The 17,722-nt window shown below is 70.2% G+C and carries 14 protein-coding genes and 5 pseudogenes; 13 read left to right on the top strand and 6 right to left on the bottom strand.

Annotated features, from left to right (window positions below):
- Positions 1-183: 183 nt before the first annotated feature.
- The 8 genes and pseudogenes from CCN42_RS18500 to CCN42_RS18460 all read left to right on the top strand — a co-directional run bounded on the left by CCN42_RS18500 (position 184) and on the right by CCN42_RS18460 (position 5,643).
- Complete coding sequence (locus tag CCN42_RS18500) at positions 184-966, top strand: VOC family protein (protein ID WP_086737108.1); 783 nt, start codon at positions 184-186, stop codon at positions 964-966.
- Positions 967-1,093: 127 nt separating this feature from the next.
- Complete coding sequence (locus tag CCN42_RS18495; RefSeq protein WP_086737106.1) at positions 1,094-2,311, top strand: glycosyltransferase; 1,218 nt, start codon at positions 1,094-1,096, stop codon at positions 2,309-2,311.
- Between the two features lie 529 nt (positions 2,312-2,840).
- Complete coding sequence (locus tag CCN42_RS18490; protein WP_086737104.1) at positions 2,841-3,296, top strand: cupin domain-containing protein; 456 nt, start codon at positions 2,841-2,843, stop codon at positions 3,294-3,296.
- Between the two features lie 36 nt (positions 3,297-3,332).
- Positions 3,333-3,629, top strand: coding sequence for an antibiotic biosynthesis monooxygenase family protein (locus CCN42_RS18485; RefSeq protein ID WP_086737102.1), 297 nt, complete (start codon positions 3,333-3,335; stop codon positions 3,627-3,629).
- Positions 3,630-3,993: 364 nt separating this feature from the next.
- Entirely contained in the window at positions 3,994-4,527 is a 534-nt protein-coding gene (locus CCN42_RS18475) for a hypothetical protein (protein ID WP_086737098.1), read from the top strand.
- 438 nt (positions 4,528-4,965) lie between these two features.
- Positions 4,966-5,184, top strand: a pseudogene (locus CCN42_RS18470) (ABC transporter permease); the annotation flags it as partial.
- A gap of 19 nt (positions 5,185-5,203) precedes the next feature.
- Positions 5,204-5,383, top strand: a pseudogene (locus CCN42_RS18465) (IS5/IS1182 family transposase); the annotation flags it as partial.
- A gap of 26 nt (positions 5,384-5,409) precedes the next feature.
- Positions 5,410-5,643, top strand: a complete 234-nt coding sequence (locus CCN42_RS18460) for a hypothetical protein (RefSeq protein WP_086737115.1) — start codon at positions 5,410-5,412, stop codon at positions 5,641-5,643.
- A gap of 18 nt (positions 5,644-5,661) precedes the next feature.
- On the opposite strand, the gene CCN42_RS18455 is transcribed toward CCN42_RS18460, so the two are convergent.
- The gene (locus CCN42_RS18455) at positions 5,662-6,864 is read right to left on the bottom strand and encodes an IS110 family RNA-guided transposase (RefSeq protein ID WP_086737096.1); all 1,203 of its coding nucleotides are present in this window, start codon (positions 6,862-6,864) and stop codon (positions 5,662-5,664) included.
- A gap of 226 nt (positions 6,865-7,090) precedes the next feature.
- Between CCN42_RS18455 and CCN42_RS18450 the strand changes: the two are divergent.
- A pseudogene (locus CCN42_RS18450) lies at positions 7,091-7,564 on the top strand (IS5 family transposase); the annotation flags it as partial.
- A gap of 28 nt (positions 7,565-7,592) precedes the next feature.
- On the opposite strand, the gene CCN42_RS18445 reads toward CCN42_RS18450, so the two are convergent.
- Positions 7,593-8,108, bottom strand: coding sequence for a YfbM family protein (locus CCN42_RS18445; RefSeq protein ID WP_086737113.1), 516 nt, complete (start codon positions 8,106-8,108; stop codon positions 7,593-7,595).
- A 97-nt stretch (positions 8,109-8,205) separates the two neighbouring features.
- Between CCN42_RS18445 and CCN42_RS18440 the strand changes: the two are divergent.
- Positions 8,206-9,158, top strand: a pseudogene (locus tag CCN42_RS18440) (transposase); the annotation flags it as partial.
- Positions 9,159-9,577: 419 nt separating this feature from the next.
- On the opposite strand, the gene CCN42_RS18430 reads toward CCN42_RS18440, so the two are convergent.
- From CCN42_RS18430 to CCN42_RS18415, 4 genes are all read right to left on the bottom strand, one after another.
- Entirely contained in the window at positions 9,578-10,240 is a 663-nt protein-coding gene (locus tag CCN42_RS18430; protein WP_245877347.1) for a DUF5825 family protein, read from the bottom strand.
- Between the two features lie 29 nt (positions 10,241-10,269).
- Positions 10,270-12,171: a RiPP maturation radical SAM C-methyltransferase gene (locus CCN42_RS18425; protein WP_086737094.1), complete on the bottom strand. Its 1,902-nt coding sequence runs from the start codon at positions 12,169-12,171 to the stop codon at positions 10,270-10,272.
- A 308-nt stretch (positions 12,172-12,479) separates the two neighbouring features.
- On the bottom strand, positions 12,480-14,309 hold the full coding sequence (locus CCN42_RS18420) for a S9 family peptidase (RefSeq protein ID WP_086737092.1): 1,830 nt from the start codon (positions 14,307-14,309) through the stop codon (positions 12,480-12,482).
- Positions 14,306-15,556 carry an MFS transporter gene (locus CCN42_RS18415; RefSeq protein WP_086737109.1) on the bottom strand — a complete coding sequence of 417 codons (1,251 nt, stop codon included), beginning with the start codon at positions 15,554-15,556 and terminating at the stop codon, positions 14,306-14,308. The genes CCN42_RS18420 and CCN42_RS18415 overlap by 4 nt, the downstream gene beginning before the upstream one ends.
- 1,027 nt (positions 15,557-16,583) lie before the next feature.
- On the opposite strand from CCN42_RS18415, the pseudogene CCN42_RS18405 reads away from it, so the two are divergent.
- The 3 genes and pseudogenes from CCN42_RS18405 to CCN42_RS45660 all read left to right on the top strand — a co-directional run.
- Positions 16,584-17,084: pseudogene (locus CCN42_RS18405) on the top strand (transposase family protein); the annotation flags it as partial.
- Positions 17,085-17,137: 53 nt separating this feature from the next.
- Positions 17,138-17,281, top strand: a complete 144-nt coding sequence (locus CCN42_RS42595) for a hypothetical protein (protein ID WP_158102102.1) — start codon at positions 17,138-17,140, stop codon at positions 17,279-17,281.
- Between the two features lie 42 nt (positions 17,282-17,323).
- The gene (locus tag CCN42_RS45660) at positions 17,324-17,452 is read left to right on the top strand and encodes a hypothetical protein (protein ID WP_281259506.1); all 129 of its coding nucleotides are present in this window, start codon (positions 17,324-17,326) and stop codon (positions 17,450-17,452) included.
- Positions 17,453-17,722 lie beyond the last annotated feature (270 nt).

Below are 17,722 nucleotides of genomic sequence, written 5' to 3'. Positions count from 1 at the left end.
GCCTCGGACAGCCCGGAGAACGGCTCGATCCACTTCGGATCATCCGTTGAGATCACCCCACCCATGTCCAAGTCAACGCACCACCCGCCACACTGGTTACGGGACAACCTCTAGACTCCGCCGCCATCGGAAACGCTGGCCTGAACAACCTGCTGTCCACCACACACCGTCCAAGGAGCAGCCCTGAACGTCTCCGCCTCCACCCTCTCCCTGACCGTCGCCGACGTCGACGCCTCCCGTGACTTCCTCTGCACCCACCTCGGCTACCAGGTAGCCATGGCCGACGACGGCTTCGCCTCCCTGGCCCGCGAGGATGCCGCCGTCGACATCGTCCTACTCCGCCGGGGCACCGACGTCCTGCCCGCCGAGCAGCGCGACCGGGAGGCGAGCGGTCTGATCCTCGCCTTCACCGTCACCGACCTGGCCGCGGAGGAAGCCAGGCTGCGAGCGGCGGGCGCCCCCATCACCATGCCGCTGCGCGAAGAGCCCTGGGGCGAGCGCCTGTTCCAGATGACCGACCCCAACGGAGTCGTCATCCAGCTCGTCGAGTGGACCGCACCCGAACACCCCACGGACCAGAACGAAGACACCGCCATGCATGTGATCACCCCCACGCCGGAAAACGTCACCGCCTCCCCGAACACCACCATGAACGGCCTGACGGCTCCCAGCCGCGGCAGCGCCGAACTCAGCACCTGGACCGTTGCGGTGGAATCCGGTGGAACGAGCCCTGAGCACTCCATCAGCCGTGAGCAGGTCTGGACGGTCACCGCGGGCGCCCTGGAGGTGACCTGCGACGGCCGTACCGAGAGAGTCTCAGCCGGCCAGACCCTGGTCCTGCCGCCGAACCTGGTCCGTCGGATCCACGCCCCGGAGGCGGCCGAGGCCCACGTCTCGATGCGCGCCGATGGCGTTGCCTCCGTTCCCGGCACCGAGGGCACCCGCGAACTGCCCTGGGCCCGGTAGCTCAGGAAGACCACTCGCCCCCTGCCACGCGCACCGCGCAGCGCATCCGGGGCGAGGCAAGACCCGGGCCGTACCTCTCACAAGGGCCAACCCGGCCATGGATCAATGGAAATCGGAGATATACGAAGTGCGTGTGCTGTTGTCGACGTATGGGTCGCGCGGGGATGTCGAACCGCTCGTGGGCCTCGCGGTGCGGTTGCGGGAACTCGGCGTGGAGGTGCGGGTGTGTGCGCCGCCGGACGAGGTCTTCGCGGAGCGGCTGGCCGGGGTCGGCGTGTCGGTGGTGGGTGTCGGGCCGTCGGCACGCGCACTGATGACCGGGGCTCCGCCGCCCTCCAAGGGCAATCTGCCGCAGCGTGCGGCGGCGTTGATCGCCGGGCAGTTGCAGGTGATGCCCGCAGTGGCCGAGGGGTGTGACGTGCTGGTGGCGACGGGCGCGATGCCGGCTATCGCCGGAGCACGGTCGGTGGCCGAGAAGTTGGGCATCGGCTACGTATCAGCGATCTTCCAGCAGCTGACCCTGCCCTCGCCGCAGCGCCCGCCGCTGGCTTACCCGGGGCGCCCGTTTCCGCCGGAGGTGACCGACAACCGGGCACTGTGGGACCTGGACGCCCAGAGCATCAACGTGCTGTTCGGTGAGGCGCTCAACACCAACCGCGCGACGATCGGCCTGCCCCCGGTGGACAACGTCCGCGACTACGCCTTCGGTGACCGGCCGTGGCTGGCGACGGACCCGGTGCTGGACCCGTGGCTGGAGACGCCGGACCTCGACGTCGTACAGACCGGCGCGTGGGTGCTGCCCGATGAGCGGCCGCTTCCGGCGGAGCTCGCCGCCTTCCTGGACGCCGGCGCGCCGCCCGTGTACGTGGGCTTCGGGAGCATGGCCGTCCGCGCGGGGTCGGACGCGGCCCGGGTGGCCGTCGAGGCAGTTCGCGGATGCGGCCGCCGGGTGCTCGTCGGGCGCGGCTGGGCGGATCTGGGCCTCATCGACGACCGGGACGACTGCTTCGCCGTCGGTGAGGTCAACCACCAGAAGTTGTTCGGGCGGGTGGCTGCCGTCGTGCACCACGGCGGCGCGGGTACGACGACGACGGCCGCCCGGGCCGGCGCTCCTCAGGTGGTGGTGCCCCAGTTGGCGGACCAGCCGTACTGGGCCGGACGGGTGGCCGAGCTGGGGATCGGCGTAGCCCACGACGGTCCTATGCCGACCGTCGAGTCCCTGTCGGCCGCGCTCCAGACGGCCCTGGCCCCCGAAACCGCCGCCCGGGCGAAGGCCGTGGCCGGCACGGTCCGCACCGACGGGGCGATGGTGGCCGCGAAACTACTGCTCGACGCCGTCAGCTGAGAAGGATCGAGGGACGAGCCCACGTGGACCACGCGGGCTCGTCCCGCCAGGGATAGTGCCCAGCGCCGGACGATCCGCAGAAGCTCTACCGCAACGAGTTGACCATCACCCCCGGCCCGTACGGTGCACGTCGCGCCGTACGGCCGGATCCGCGCGGTGCGGGTCGCCGGTTCGAGACAGAGCATCGCCAGACTCGACCAGCGACTGCGGAGTGACTTGTCTGCTCTGCGCCCCACCGGATCAATTGTCAGCCGGGACTTCCCGCCAGTTGCTGGGGCGTCCTGGTCTCCGCCGCTGACATCCTGTTCGCCGTGGTCACCGGCGCCATCAGGGTCACCTGAGCGGCACGCGACGCCGCAGAGGATCCCAGTGCCTGGTGGGCCGTACGGCGTCTCGTTGCGGCCCGCCGGGTGCGGGCCTATCGGTGCGGCCGGCCGGGCGCCGAGACTCGTCATCCCGAGGACGGTCCGGGCGGTGGCCGCAACGACCGCATGAGCGCTCCCCTTGTCCCACTCCTCGTGGAGGTCCCGTGAACCACCCCACCGACGAGCCCTGCTTCGTCTCCTTCCCGCCCGCCGTCCTGCGCCCGGCCGAACTGACCTCCTTCAGTCGCGGCAGTGGCGCCCGCAGCATCCCCCTGGTCACCCGGGCCGTCGGCGCCGAGGTCTTCCTCACCGGGCAGACCCTCTTCGAGGGCGGCGCCGGTATCGCCCTGCACACCCACAACTGCCCCGAGAGCGTGACCATCCTCGAAGGCAAAGCCGTCGTGGAGATCGACGGCACCGAACACCACCTCACCCGGTTCGACACCACCTACGTCCCCGTCGGCACCCCCCACCGCTTCCGCAACGCCTCCGCTACCGAACCCATGCGCATCCTCTGGATCTACGCCTCGGTCGACGCCACCCGCACCCTCGTCGAGTCGGGCATCACCGCGCGCGTCGACGCCGAGCACGGCAAGGCCGCCGCCGAGAGCTACGACTGAGACCGAGACGGCTGACACAGGAGCAGGAACACCGCCGTGATCACCGAGATCGCCCAGATCAAGATCCACCCGGGCCACGAGAAGCAGTTCGAGAGCGCCGTCGCCGAGGCCGTGCCCCTCTTTCCCTCGGCCGATGGCTGCCATGGGATCGACCTGCACCGCAGCGTCGAACACCCCTCGCAGTACCGGCTCATGGTGCGCTGGGAGACGGTCGAGCACCACACCGTCACCTTCCGGGCCTCCGAGGAATTCGCCCGGTGGCGGGCCCTGGCCGGACCGTACTTCACGGCTCCGCCGCAGGTCGAACACGTGCGCTCCGTCCTCGCACAGTGACGCCTCCCGATTGGCCTCGCGGCGTCACCGCACGCTGCGTCCGGTGACGGACTACGAGGACTTCTCACACCTGAGGCGCGCCGACCAAGTCGTGCCCGCGGTGCCTGGTGGAGGGTGGCGGGTGCTTTCCCGAAGGGAGGTGCGTGCCGCCCGCGTGCTTCAAGGGGTGGGTTGTTGGGGTGCGGGGGCTTGGCCGCGGCGGCGCAGGTGTACGTCGGGTGGAGGAGGGCGACTCCGACGCCGTGCCGGCCATGCCGAGATCACGGCTTCGACCTCCGCTTCGAGGCGCGGGTGAGAAAGCGAGGTACCAGGCTGGCATTCCTCGTGCCAGCATGCAGTGCCACTGTGCGGAGGAGAGGGTTCCATGGCGAATGAGATGGTCACTGTCTGTTTGCCGCCGGACGCCCATCAGGACCTGCATGCCGCGATCGAGGCTGCCATGGCTCCCTTCGACATGAACGGTGACCACGAGCCCTACCAAGGCGAATGGGACCAGTGGTGGGTTGGCCGGCCGGGTGAGGAGTTCGACGTGCTCCCCGGCCACGGAGCCGACCCCCGTCTCGTCCGAGCGCCGCGGGACGCCTTCGGGGAGATTCGGCACTGGACACGGGGGCAATGCGACGGAGGCCCTCGCGGCCTGCTCGACTTCGAGGGCATGTGCACCCGTGCGGCGCAGTTGGCCGCGAGCCTCGACCCCGATCGCGCCAGCCAGACCCCGTACCGGCACAGGCAGCCCGAATGGGCAGTCCCCACGGATCACCTGCTCACCCTGGACGGGGCATGGATCCATGGAACGGTCGTTCCCCGGTCCGGGACGAGTTTCTCGGACTTCGCCAACACGTACCTGGACGGCCTGGCACCCGAAACCATGATCGTCCGTCTTCGCATTCGCTGTTGACGGACAGTCCGGTCAGGGGCCCTCCGTCGCCAACCGTTTTGCAGGACAAGCCTCATAGGGGTGTGGGTCCTCGGACCGGAACGCCCCCGCGCGGGCGGGGTGTTCTGCCTGGCTCGTCGTACGTCCCGTGATCGCCGTGTCCTCCCCGCCGACGCGCAAGCGCATGCCGCAAGCCGGCAGCCAGCGGGCGGAGGCCGCAAGCAGGCATGCCGCCTCAGATTCAGGGCAACAGCTCACCAGACAGCTCGGCTCCCCCCCTCCGAGCACGGCGGCCCCGCCACCATCCCCCCGGTGGCGGGGCCGCCCCCTTAACCGTCAGGGCGTGTCACCGGTCCAGTCGAAGCGGGCCGCATCGCCATGGCGCGGGTCGTACATCTCCTCACAGCCGACGCCGAACTGCGCCAGCGGGATGCTCCCGTCCCAGTGATCACGGCAGTCTGCGCCCGCCTCGACCCGGCCTACGCCCCCCTCGGCGCGAGCCCCGCGTACGTGCTGTGGCGGGTGAGGCTCCCCCTGCTGCTGCCCTCGCTCACCGCCGCCGCCGGACTCTGCTTCGCCCTCTCCATGGGTGAGCTGAGTGCCACGATGATGCTCTACCTGCCCGACTGGACCCCGCTCCCCGTCCTGGTCCACACCGCCACCAACCGCGGCGCCCTGTAAGAGAGCGTCTGATCTCACCCAGTGGAGCCGGGCTCGGGTGTGGGCCCGGCTCCACCGGATCATCCTGGACGAACTCGGCGCCCAAGGTGAGCTGGACTGGTCGCGGTGCGCGATCGACTCGGTCAGCGTGCGGGCCACAAAGGGGGGGTGCCCCTATGTGTTTGGTCAAGGTCCAAGGCCAGTAGCGTGCGGTCAAGGGCGGGCCGAGTCGTAGGGGTGTGCATGAGTGATAGCCAGGTGACGATCAAGCTCACGAGTGACGAGGCACTGGTGCTGTCGCACTGGCTGGAGAAGCTCCAGATGACGGACCTCAGCCGCGTTGTCGACGATCCGGCGGTCTGGGCACCGATCCATCGAATCGCCGGAACACTCGACAAGACCCTTCCCGAGCTGTTCGCGCCTGACTATGACCAGCGGCTTGAGGCCGCTCGTCAGCGGCTTCGGCCGGAGGACTGATCGAGCGGTCTGGACTCCTCACCTGGCCGCAGCCGGTTGGGGCTCGTAGAAGGTTCCGTCACGGAGCATCGCGAACAGGACGTCGGCCCGGCGTCTGGCAAGGCAGAGCAGGGCCTGGGTGTGGTGCTTGCCCTGGGCGATCTTCTTGTCGTAGTAGGCCCGCGATGCCGGGTCGGCCAGGGCTGCGAACGCGGAGAGGAAGAAGGCCCGTTTGAGTTGCTTGTTTCCTCGCCGCGACGGCTGTTCGCCGCGGATCGATGAGCCCGAGCTCCGGGTCGCCGGGGCGAGACCGGCGTAGGCGGCGAGGTGGCCGGCGGTCGGGAAGGTGCTGCCGTCGCCGACCTCGATCAGGATGCGGGCTCCGGTCCTGACGCCGACTCCCGGCATCGACGTCAGGACCTTCGAAAGAGGGTGGGCCTCCAGAAGTTCCTCGATCCGCCCGGCCAGCAGTTTCCGCTGGTCAAGCACGGCGGTGAGTGACCCGGCCAGGCTCGGGACGATCAGCGCGGCCGCCTCGGTCCCCGGAACGGTCACGGTCTGCTCGTCCAGCGCGGCGAAGATCTCATCGACGAGCCGCTCGGCCATCCGCGGCGCCTTCGGCCGCAGCAGCGTGACCAGCCGCCGCCGTCCGGCCTTGCGGATCTGGGCCGGTGACCCGAACCGTTCCAGCAGCGTCAGGACGGCCGGGTGCTGCAACCGCGGCCCCAGCACCCGTTCCAGCGACGGGTGGATCTGGGTGAGCAGGCCGTGGAGCCGGTTCGCGACCCGAGTGGCCTCGCCGGCCAGGTCGTCGTCGAAGCCGACGATCATCTCCAGCTCGGCGATCGTCTCGTCCTCGCCGTCGATCGCCCGCAGCGTGTGCGGCATCGTGCGGGGCGCGTCCGCGATGATGAACGCGTCCCTTGCATCGGTCTTGGCCTCACCCGGGTAGAGGTCGGCGATTCGCCGCATCGTCAGCCCCGGCAGATAGGCGACCGGGCAACCCATGTCCCGCGCGACCGCCAGCGGCAGGGCGCCGATCGAGGCCGGCTGGTCGACCACGACCAGCACGGTCCCGTGCTTGGCCTGCAACTTCGCGAACAGCTCGCGGAGCTTGGGTTCGGTGTTGGGCAGGCGCTTGTCGAACGCCTTCTTGCCGGCCGGGGTGACGGCGGTGGCGTGGTGTTCGCCCTTGCCGACGTCCAGGCCGAGGAAGACGTCGATGTCGCCGGTGTCGATCACGCGCAGGCCCCTCCATCACGCTTTCGTCCGGCCTTGCCTCGGCACCGAGCTGCCACATCCACGTTACGGAGAGCTCATCCGGCTCGGGTGAAGCCGGTGCTCAAGCCCCTCATCAGCGGTCCGTCGATGCCTCCGGGCCCGGTGACACCACCCCCCGGATCATCAACAACAAGGGGGGGGAAGTCATGCCGGACCCGAAGGCCGGAGGCCCCATTGCGGAGCCACGAAAAAGGTAACGGGGGGGCGATTGACCGGACCGAATCCGACCGACCGCGGCAAGAACGGATCGAAGATCCACCTCATCACGGACCGCAACGGGCTGCCGCTGTCACTGGGCATCTCCGGCGCCAACCTGCACGACAGCCAGGCCCTGAAGCCGCTGGTTCGCGGTATCCCACCTATCCGTTCCCGGCGCGGTCCACGTCGCCGACGCCCGGCCAGACTCCATGCCGACAAGGGATACGACTACGACCACCTGCGGAAATGGCTCCGCAAACATGGCATCCGCCACCGCATTGCTCGCAAGGGCATCGAGTCCTCCGCCCGGCTGGGCTGGCACCGCTTGGTGGTGGAGCGGACGGTGTCCTGGCTGGCCGGCTGCAGGAGCCTGCACCGCCGCTACGAACGCACGGCCGAGCACTTCCTGGCCTTCGTCGGCCTCGCCGCGGCCCTCATCGGCTACCGCCGTCTGGCCAGGTGAAGCAGGTCCAGGCAGGGCCGGAGCCGGGTCAGGCCAGCATGAGGGCGACGGCGTCGCGTGCTGTGGCGGCAGCGGCGAAGAACCGGGTCAGCTCCTCGTAGCGGTGCCGCAGGGTGTCCAGGTCCGCGGGGACCTCGGCGTCGGATTCCGGCAAGAGGTAGATCTCGGCACGGCGCATGGCGGCCAGGTCGTAGTGCCGGGCGAGTATGTCGAACGGTGTGGCGGCGAGGAAGCCGCCGGCCCGGGCGACGTCCTCGGGACTCAGGTAACGGGCGGGTCCGTAGTCCAGCTCGTCCTCCAGCGGAAGCTCGGCCCCTCCGTGGATGACGTCGACCGGCATGCCGCCGTGGGCAGCAAGGAGGTGGTGCAGCTTGTGCCACGCCTTCTCGATGCTGAAGAACGGTGCCTTCTCGGGTGGCAGCGGCTCTCCTTCGGCCCAAGCATCGCCCAGCTCATCGATGTGCTCCTGTGCCCAGGAAGGATCACTCAACGACCGCCGCAACCCAGCAGGGGACAGACGAACGTACTCGCAGTGGATGCCCATGGGCGCGACGTTAGCCGCAGGCACTGACAAGCCTCCGGCCATGTCTGCCGACTCCTTGCTCGACAGTCATAAGAAACGGCGTCTTAGACCCCATACGGGACAACCTCTAGTGATCGTGGACCAGCTCGCCTCGATCGGCGCCCTCCCGCTCACGGTCGCCCGGGATGCCGGCTGCAGGGTCGCCTACCTGCCCGGCTTGTCCATGCCGGATCGCCGATCTCTATCCGGGTGAGGCGAAGACCGACGCGAAGGACGCCGCGGTCGTCGGCTTACGACCAGGACCTCACCGCCGAGGCCACCCGCACCTCCAACCGGATAGGCGGCCTGCTCACCCAGTTCCACCCCATCCTGAAACGCGTCCTCGGCGCGCGCCTGGACCACCCCGCCGTGACCTGGCTGCTGGAACGCTACGGATCCCCAGCCGCCCTGCGGAAAGCCGGACGCCGCAAGCTGGTCGAGGTGATCCGGCCCAAGGCTCCGCGCATGGCCCAGCGGCTGATCGACGAGGTGTTCGACGCGCTCGACGAGCAGACCGTCGTGGCCCCGGGCACCGGCACCCTCGACCTCGTGATCCCGTCCCTGGCCCGTTCGCTCGCGGCCGTCCACGAACAACGACGAGCCCTGGAAGCGCAGATCGGACAGCTACTGGAGGCTCACCCTCTTTCCGCGGTCCTGACCTCGATTCCAGGGGGCGCGGTCAGGACCGCCGCCACGCTGCTGATCACCGTTGGCGACGGCACCAGCTTCCCCACCGCTGCCCACCTGACCTCCTACGCCAGCCTTGCCCCGGCGACCAAGTCGTCGGGGACCTCGATCCACGGCGAACACGCACCTCGCGGCGGCAACCGGCAACTGAAACGCGCGATGTGCCTATCGGCGTTCGCCGCGCTGCACGATCCCGCCTCCCGCACCTATTACGACCGATGCCGGGCCCGCGGAAAGACGCGCACCCAGGCACTTCTCCGCCTGGCCCGACAACGGATCAACGTGCTGTTCGCGATGCTCCGCGACGGCACTTTCTACCAACCCAGAACCCCACGCCTCGCTTGACGAAAGACATAGAGGCACCCCCCGCGTTCCTCTTCCCGCCGGCCTGCGGCCCCGGGCCGGGTCAGGTGCGCGCAGGGATAGCCATGCGGTGGTATTCGGGTTCGAACAGCATCGTGGTGGTGCCCGCCGCAGCACCGTCGGGCCGGACCACAGCGGGAGTCGCATGAGCACCCCGGAAGAACGCCCCAACCCCGACGACGCCCTCGCATGTGCCCACGCGGCCCGCGCGAAGATGGCCGCCGCGCTCCACGAGGACCAGGAGCCCGAGCCCGATGAGCCCCTGGGATGGCAGCCGATGTGGCAGCGTTCCCGGAAGTCGACGTCCAAGGCCGCGAAGAAGCAGGAGCTGCGCAAGCAGCGGCGGCGGCTTCAGGACGCCGGGAAACGCACGCTGCTGACGCACAACCACGGCCGTGCGCTCAGATCACCAGCGGTGCCTCCGACCAGCGGCGGACCCGGTACGGTGCCCACCACAGATGGTCGCCGAAGCGCAGGACGAGGTGCTCGGAGACGAGGTCGTCCAGGACGGGCCCCGGGATCGCGTCGGCGGGCGCGCCGTCGGCGAGGGCCGCCACGGCCTCGTGGTACTCCGGTTCGTCGATGGTGAAGCGGCGCAGCTCGCCGTAGCGCCGGTCGCGGACCTGGATGAAGCCGGGGCCGTGCCGGAAGATGCATTTGCAGATGTAGTACGTAGTGCGCCAGGCGAGCGCCGTCGCGACCGGGTCCGCGGTGCCGAGGACGGCGGTCGGCGGGTGGAGGTGGCAGAAGTGGCGCCAGGCGTCGGGGTCCGGGCCGGTGCGGAGCTGCCAGTCGACCGAGACGGCCAGGCTGGTCAGGTCGCCCACGAAGCTCAGCGCTCTGACCGTCCATGCCGCGTCGGCGGCATTCGTCAGGTCCACGGGGCGGGGCAGGGTGACGTGCCGGGCCCCGGCGGCGAACAGCCGCCGGGCGGCCTCGCCGCCGGACATGTCGATCTCGTAGCGTCCCAGGGACATGGCGGGCAGAGGGCCCACCTCGGGGTCGTAGTCCCGTGAGGCGGTCACGGTGAAGGGGGCGGTGGCTGTGAGAGCAGGAGTCATCATCGTCCCTCGGTCGGGCGGTGGCGCGGTCGTCAGGCGGTCGTCGGGGCGAGTTCGGCCTCGCGGGCGGCGGTGTGCCGCATGTGGTCGATCCGCAGGAACTCCTCGTTCAGGGCGGGCGGCGCGATCTGCACGAACTGCCCGCTGTCCTCGAACACGACGCCCAGCTCCCGCCACCGCTTCAGGACCCGGAGCAGGTCGGCCTCGCCGACGGGGTGGTCCGCGTCCAGCTTGCGCGCGGCCGCTTTCACCGTGTGCGGCTGGTCGAGCAGCCGGAACAAGGCCAGTTCGCGCGGGGCGGTCAGTTCCAGGCGGGTCCAGTCGAAGGCCCGGCGCCTGCTGACCAGGACGATCCGGTCCTCCAGGTCGCAGTGGGTGAGACGGCTGCCGGCGTAGTTCCGCTTCCAGCGCGCGATGCCAGCGTCGAGCCGTTCGACGACGTCCTCGCCGATCCCGCGGGGCGGTACGTCGAAGACGTACGCCAGGTCGAACATCTCCTCGTCGGGGAGGTCGTAGGTGAGCCGGTACGGTTCGGCGGGGCGCAGCTCGGAGAAGCCGAGCTCGGGGTTGTCGAAGTACGGGCTGAACCGCTCGATCGCGATTCGGGAGGACGGGCCGACGGGCGGGTTCAGGTGTTCCAGCGCGGCCAGTTGGTCCACCACGTCGTCGTAGTCCTCGGCGTCCTCGCCCGGGAAGCCGTGCAGGTAGTTCCAGGCGACCGAGAGGCCCACGGTGGCGGCGTCACGGAGCATCCGCACGTTCTGGCCGCCAGTCACGCCCTTGTCCATCAGGGTCAGCACCCGGCTGTTGAGACTCTCGATGCCGGGCTGGACGAAGATCAGGCCCGCGTCCGCCAGGGTCTGGAGCTGTCCGCGCCGCATGTTGGACTTGATCTCGATGTGCATGCGCAGGTCGTAGCCGCTGTCGATGATGCGGGGCAGCACCGACTTCACGTACCCCATGTCCAGGATGTTGTCCACGACGTACATGTCCAGGACCCGGTGCCTGCGCGCCAGGTCCATGATCTCGTCGTAGAACACGTCGGGGCTCTTGCTGCGGAACTCCATGAACGAGCCGTTCAGCCCGCAGAAGGTGCAGTGGTGCTTCTCGCCCCACCAGCAGCCGCGCGCCCCCTCGACGACCAGCTTGGGCTCGACCCAGTTCCGGGCGTGGGACGAGGCGAGCCGCTCGAAGTACCCCGAGTAGTCCGGCGGCAGGATCGCGGCGGGCGGCAGCGGCTTGGTGCTCATGGCGTTCGCCACGGAGGTGCCGTCCGTGTCGCGCCAGCACAGCCCGGGGATCTCGGACAGGGGCTCGTCCGCGTCCAGGGCCCTGATCAGCTCGGGGAACGACACCTCGCCCTCGCCGCGCAGCACGTGGTCCACGAAGGGGAAGTTGCGGTGGACGGCCTCGCCCTGCTTGCCGTCGCAGTTGGCGCCGCCCATGGCCGTCACGATGTGCGGGGCGAGCCGCTTGACGTATGCGGCGGCGGCCAGGGCGGCGGTGTTCTGCTGGAACGTCGAAGTGAACCCGACCACGTCCGGGGCGAGTTCCACGATGCGTTCCGCTATGTGCCGGACGAAGTCGGGTGCGGTGACGTGCAGGGCCTGTGTCATCTCCATCCGGGCCCCGGGCACCCGGTTGGCCATCGCCGCGGTGAACTCGGCGACGCGCCATTCGGGATCGTCGTAGAGAGCGGAGGAGAAGACCCAGTCGCCGCAGCCCAGGAAATACGATCCGAGTGCGTAGTAGGAGTAGTCCTCCAAAGTGAATTCCGTGTTCCTGGTGATCCAGTCCACGTATTCGATGTTCGCGTGCAGAACGTCCGCTGTGCTGTTCGGTACGCGCTCGTCGACGCTGCGCTTGAGAATTCCGAGAGCCAGCGACGGGAGATCGATCGGGGCCCAAGGCATGTTCACCAGGAGTACGCGCACGGCTCGCCTCTTCTCATGTGATCAGTGCACGGCATGACGGGTCGGCCGGGCGTCGGCCGGGAAGTCGTCAGGCGCCGGGCGGGGCGCCTGACGACCTCCGTGACGGGGCACCGGCCGGGGAGTCCGGCCGGTGTCCTCCGGACGGGGTCGGCCGCGCACGGTGGCGGGACCGGCCCCTCGGCGCTACTGGTCCTCGTCCTCCATCTCCTCCGCGGAGCGGAAGTAGACGACGACGCCGACGCCCGGCTTGCGGCTCTCCTCGTCGCCGTCGAGCGGGTCGCCGTGGATGATGTCCTTCTGCATGGTGTTCACCTCCTCTCCGGGGGTGGTGGCGGCTCGGCCTCATCGGGCCCGGAAGGCAGCCCGCCGCCGAGAAACGCGAGGGACCGTCGTATGACGGCCAGGTGGTCGGCTCCGTCGTAGCCGTCGTGGCCCGAGTCCAGCCACATCACCTCGTGCGGGACACCGCCCGCACGCAGCACGGCCAGGTACGCCTCGATCTGCTCCGGCGGGCACTTGGCGTCCCGGCGCGCGGCGACGACCAGCAGCGGGGAGCGGATGGCGGCGGCGTACGAGGACGGGGAGGCGTGGGCGTAGGCGCCCGGCACCTCGTCGGGAGTGCCGCCGAACAGCGAGGTGTCCAGCGCCTGGAGGGCGGGCGTGGAGTGCCGGAAGGCGGTGGCGCAGTCGGCGAGCGGTTTGACGGCCACCCCGACATCCCACAGGCCGGGGCGGGTGCCCATCGCCAGCAGGGTCAGATAGCCGCCCCACGACGTGCCGCACAGGCCCACGGCGCCCGGGCGGCCGATGCCCCGTTCCAGCAGGTCGGCCCGGACCCGCACCAGGTCGGCGACCTGGGTGTGGCCGACGCCCTCGGAGTACGCGGAGCGCCAGCGCGGCCCGTAGCCGGTCGAGCCCCGGTAGTTGACGCGGGCCACGGCGAGGCCCGAGCCGACCAGGGTCTGCACCATGGGGTCGTAGGCGTCGCGGTCGTGGTCGGCCGGGCCGCCGTGGACGAGGAGGACCAGCGGGTAGGGTCCGGGGCGGTCCGCGGGTGTGGTGACGAAGGTGTGCACGGGGCCGTCGGGTCCCGGCGTCCACAGGTCCCGGCGGTGGCCGAAGCGGGGGACGCGCCACTGGCTCTGCCCGGGCAGCGGCGCCCCCGACAGGGACATCGCGCGGGGCACGGTCACCGCGTCGGTCCAGATGTAGTGCACGTCGCCGCCGGCGGTGGGTGACGCGGCCAGGATGCTTCCCTCGGGGGTGGGCACGGGGGTCAGCTGGCCGCGCTCCAGATCCGCGGTGAACAACCTGCTGCGGCCGTGCCGGTCCTGTCGCAGCAGGACCCGCGCGCTGCCCGGGCCGGGGTACCAGCAGGCGGTCGTCTCGGTGTCGAAGGAGCACCAGGGCAGCAGTTCCAGTCCGGCGCCGGGGCTCCAGACTCCGAGTTGGTAGCGGTCGGCCCGCTCGCGCATGACCAGCAGCAGCGTATGGCCGGACGTGCCTCGGAGGCCCGGGGGCGGGGTGTGCGCGGGCGCGAAGCCGAGCGCCCAGGTGCGTTCCCGGGTGCCGGAGAGCACCGCGGCGGTGCTCCCGTCCGGGGTCAGCAGCGTCACGGCGCGGGCCGAGTGCGCGGGGCCGGTCACCGCCAGCAGGCCGCCGTCCGGCGCCAGATCGCACAGGGTAGCGGAGTCTGTCGTGCGCAGGACGGGTGTGCCCCGGCCGCCGCGCCGCCCCAGGTGCACGCTGAATGCCTCGCTCCCGCGGATGCCGACGGCCACCGTGCCCCGTTCCGTCAGCGCCAGCCCGGCGGGCCGCCCGCAGGGCACGTCGAGCAGCGCCGGGCGGTCCGGGCCGCCGTCGAAGTTCTGGGTGCGCCAGCCGCCGCTGCCGCCGCGGTCCTCGTCGAACCACCACACGGCCTCGTCGCCATCGATGGCGCACAGCAGCGTGCCGTGGGGACGGTCGGTCAACTGCCGTACGCCGCCGCTGGACCGGTCCCAGGTGAAGATCTCGCACCGGCCGTCGGCGTCCCCCGTGTACACCATCCGGTCCGGGTTGCGGGGACTGGTCACCGGCAGCACCGGGCGGTAGACGCCGTAGCCGCGCGTGACCGTCCGCGGGGAGAACGCCGTCACGGCACCTCCCGGACGACGAGAGCGGACCTGGCCGTCGCATACAGGGCCAGCGCGGCGAAGGCCCCGGCGCAGCCCCACGCGACCGTGCGGCCGCCGTACGCGGCCACCAGGACCCCGGCCAGCACCGGGGCGAGCGCGGCGACGCCCTGGCCGGCGGTGCCCAGCACCGTGCCCATCCGGGCCAGCAGACCGTCGGGGGTCACCAGCACCGCCCGGGTCTGGAGCACGACCGCCACCGACGGCACGATCAGCGACACCCCGCTCAGCAGCAGCCCGTAGGCCCAGGTCTGGGAGGCGTACGCGAGCCCGGCCGCCGTCGGCACCATGACCCACGAGGCGCCCGTGACGATCCGGGGAGCCGCCACCCGCCGCACCAGCCAGGGCGCGGCAAGCGCGCCCAGCAGCCCGCCGACGCCCGCGAGGGTGAGGATGAGACCGATCGAGGAGGGGCTGGCGCCCTCGGCGTGCGAGGCGAAGACGGCGTGGAAGTACAGCGCTCCCAGCAAGGCGTTGACCCCGGCCGTCCACACGACCACGAAGCGCAGGAAGGGGTGCGCCCACACGAAGCGCAGGCCGTCCGCCAGCTCACGGGCGAAGGACGGGGCGGTCGTCTCCCGTACGGGCGTCGGGTCCGCGCGGATCGCCCTGCTCAACACGGCCACCAGCAGGAACGACACGGCGTCCGCGAGCAGCGGCACCCACCGCGCCGCCTGGTAGAGGACCCCGCCCAGCGTCGGGCCGACGATCTGGACCGCCTGATCCCGTGCCTGGAGGTACCCGATCGCCCGGGGGTACTCCTCGGGGGGCACGAGCCGCCGGATCGTACCGGAAGCGGCCGCCCCGTAGGTGGCGCTGGCCGCCTGCTCGACGACGGCCGCGACGAGTACGTGGAGGAGGACGACATGGCCGAGTGCCACGGTCACGAACACCGAGCCCATGGCGCCCGCGGCGACCAAGGCCGCCGTGTACATCATCGGCTTGCGCGGCAGCCGGTCGGCGAACACGCCCGCGACCGGCGAGACGACGAGCCCGCTGACCAGTGCCACCGAGGCGACGAGGCCGGCGAGCCCGGACGAGTACCCGGCGCCCAGGAGGATCAGCGGAAGGAAGAGGGCGGACGCACAGGTCCCGAGACCGTCGACGGCGCCCGCCACCCAGAAGAGGGAGTAATCCCGTCTTCGGAAAGGAGAAGAAGGCGAGCCTTTTGATAATCGCTCGCCTTCCGCTAAATCAGGGCTGGAAGGCATTGAATCCCGTTCGGCATCGCCCATCAGTCATCCCGCTCGGGGAGTAATTCTGACGCTGACGCACCCACATCGCCCCCTGCAATGAGCGGACTTACGGCCGGTGAGGGTGCGATCGTAGCGAAGGGATTCACGGCGCACAATACCGTCCCTGAAATGGCATTTTCGATCAAGAAATGGCTCGCCTTGGCACGGCGGACGGTCCGCGTTGGTGCCACGCCACCTCGCACGGCCGTCGATTCCGGAACGGCGGGAAACGCGCAACGCGCGCTGCGGCCCTCTGCGTCGGGCGGAGGACGCGGCCCGTCGCCGCGTCCGCCGTCCGGAGGGTGGTCCTGCCTGGCTGGACGCTCCTCCGCCGCCGCGGCACCGGGGCCGCCGCCGGGCGCGGGGACCGCGGTACTCCCGGGGCGGGCGGACCCGGATCCGCCCGCCCCGGGAGTACCGCGGTCCCCTTCCGGTTGCCTGCCGGGTCCTGACCGCGCACAGCGGGCCCTCATCTCCGGCCGCGGTGCGGCAGCGCGGAGCGCGGGCGGTCGAAGGGCGGGCTGACCGTCGAACGGCAGCAGTGCCGCGAGTAGTTACGGGTGAAGGCGGCAGAGAAGGTCGCTCGGGACGCAGGACGAGGCGGGCTCGTTGGTCGCCCAGACCGCTCGGCGTCCGGTTCGCCGATCGGCGAAGCCGGCGTGCGCCTGGGCGACGGCTTCGGGGTACGCCTCCTGCTTCTCGTGCTCGGCGAGCGCCCGGTAGATGCTCGCGACGCTGGGGGCCTGCCTATCGCGTTTGCCGGTCGGGATGATCAGGCCGGGCTGATCTGCTCGACCGACTCGTCGTTCGCACGGCGGCGGAGCACTGTGTGCAACATGTCCTCGGTGATGACGGGCGGCCGGCCGCCGTGCTTGCCCTTGCGGGCCGCCGCGTCGAGTCCTTCGAGGGGTCGTCTCCCGGATGTTCTCCCGCTCGGTCTCCGTCATCGCCGCGAAGAACGCGAACAGCAGCCGGCCGGGCCCGCTGGGGGCGTACATCCCGGGCAGCGGAGATTCAGGTCCGCAGGCCGCCAGCCGGCCGCGATGGGTGGCAGGCGTTCGTGTCGGGGAAGAAGAAGCAGAACACCATGAAGGCCACCGTCCTCGCCGACGGCCAGGGACGCACGTTATGGGTCGATGCCCTGCGACCTGGACGGATGCATGATGCGACCGCCGCACGCAACGAAGGCATCGCCATCTGCTTCCAACATTTTCCTGAGGTCAGGGTCCTCCTGGACGACGGCTACCTCGGGCTTCGTCGTGATCACCTCGGGCAGGCGGTGACCCCGCGAAGGCAGGGCAACAAGATCAGCCCGTCTGAGGTCCTTGAAGCTCGACGCCGAGCCCGCCACCGTCACTCCTCACAGGGCATAACCGTCGAACACGCCCTCGCCGACCACAAACGCTGGAAGCATCTGACCCGCTGGACACACCGACGTGAGGTCCTGCCCGCCACATACCGAGCTATCGCCGGCCTCGTCTCCGACCGCACCACCACCGGCTGACAACAGCCACGGCCAGGAGAAACACGCCTCAACCGCTATCACGCACCAAAGATGTGAACACCTCTGAACCTGTCGATGAGCAAGCGGCCACAGCCCGCCTGCTCGACCTCGTTCGCTCCTTCGTCACCACCCATGTGGAATGGAAGCCGCTGTTCATCGGTGCGGTCATCACCGCAGACGACCGCATGCGCCTGTAGTTCCGATCACCCGAGCTGGACCGCACGTACGGCGTGGATGTCTTGATCAGCCACACAGGTCCCGGCCTGCTCGGCGCCCTGGTTTCCCCCGCGTTCCTGGCGAACGAATATCTGCACCAGCCCTCCGACGATCCGCACTGCGATGTGGTCGTGGATCTCACCGACTACTGAAGGCCGGATGCGGTATGGACCCTTCCCGCAGCGGTTGGTTGATTCCGTGGTCGCGTGCGTGGGCGAACACCGAGGTGGGCCGGAACCGAGAGGGGAGCCGCTGCCTGAACGCATGGAGCAGCTGCGCTGCGACGTCGACACTCCCAGTGCTCATCCTCGTCCCCTGGCCGGACAGGATGAGCGCCGGGTGGTCGGCCGTGGTGGACCGCGACCAGATCGAAGAACTCGTCGGCGCCTCGCGGCGAGGCAGCTAGGTTCTGTCTCTTTGGT

The sequence above is a fragment of the Streptomyces glaucescens genome (assembly GCF_002154375.1).
GTDB classification, from domain to species: Bacteria; Actinomycetota; Actinomycetes; order Streptomycetales; family Streptomycetaceae; genus Streptomyces; species Streptomyces glaucescens.
This window is presented reverse-complemented; position numbering and strand designations above follow the sequence as displayed.

Coding starts and splice junctions, on each gene's coding strand:
- CCN42_RS18460 (WP_086737115.1), top strand. CDS start 5,410: ATGAGTGATAGCCAGGTGACGATCAAGCTCACGAGTGACGAGGCACTG.
- CCN42_RS18475 (WP_086737098.1), top strand. CDS start 3,994: ATGGCGAATGAGATGGTCACTGTCTGTTTGCCGCCGGACGCCCATCAG.
- CCN42_RS18445 (WP_086737113.1), bottom strand. CDS start 8,108: ATGGGCATCCACTGCGAGTACGTTCGTCTGTCCCCTGCTGGGTTGCGG.
- CCN42_RS18430 (WP_245877347.1), bottom strand. CDS start 10,240: ATGATGACTCCTGCTCTCACAGCCACCGCCCCCTTCACCGTGACCGCC.
- CCN42_RS18415 (WP_086737109.1), bottom strand. CDS start 15,556: ATGCCTTCCAGCCCTGATTTAGCGGAAGGCGAGCGATTATCAAAAGGC.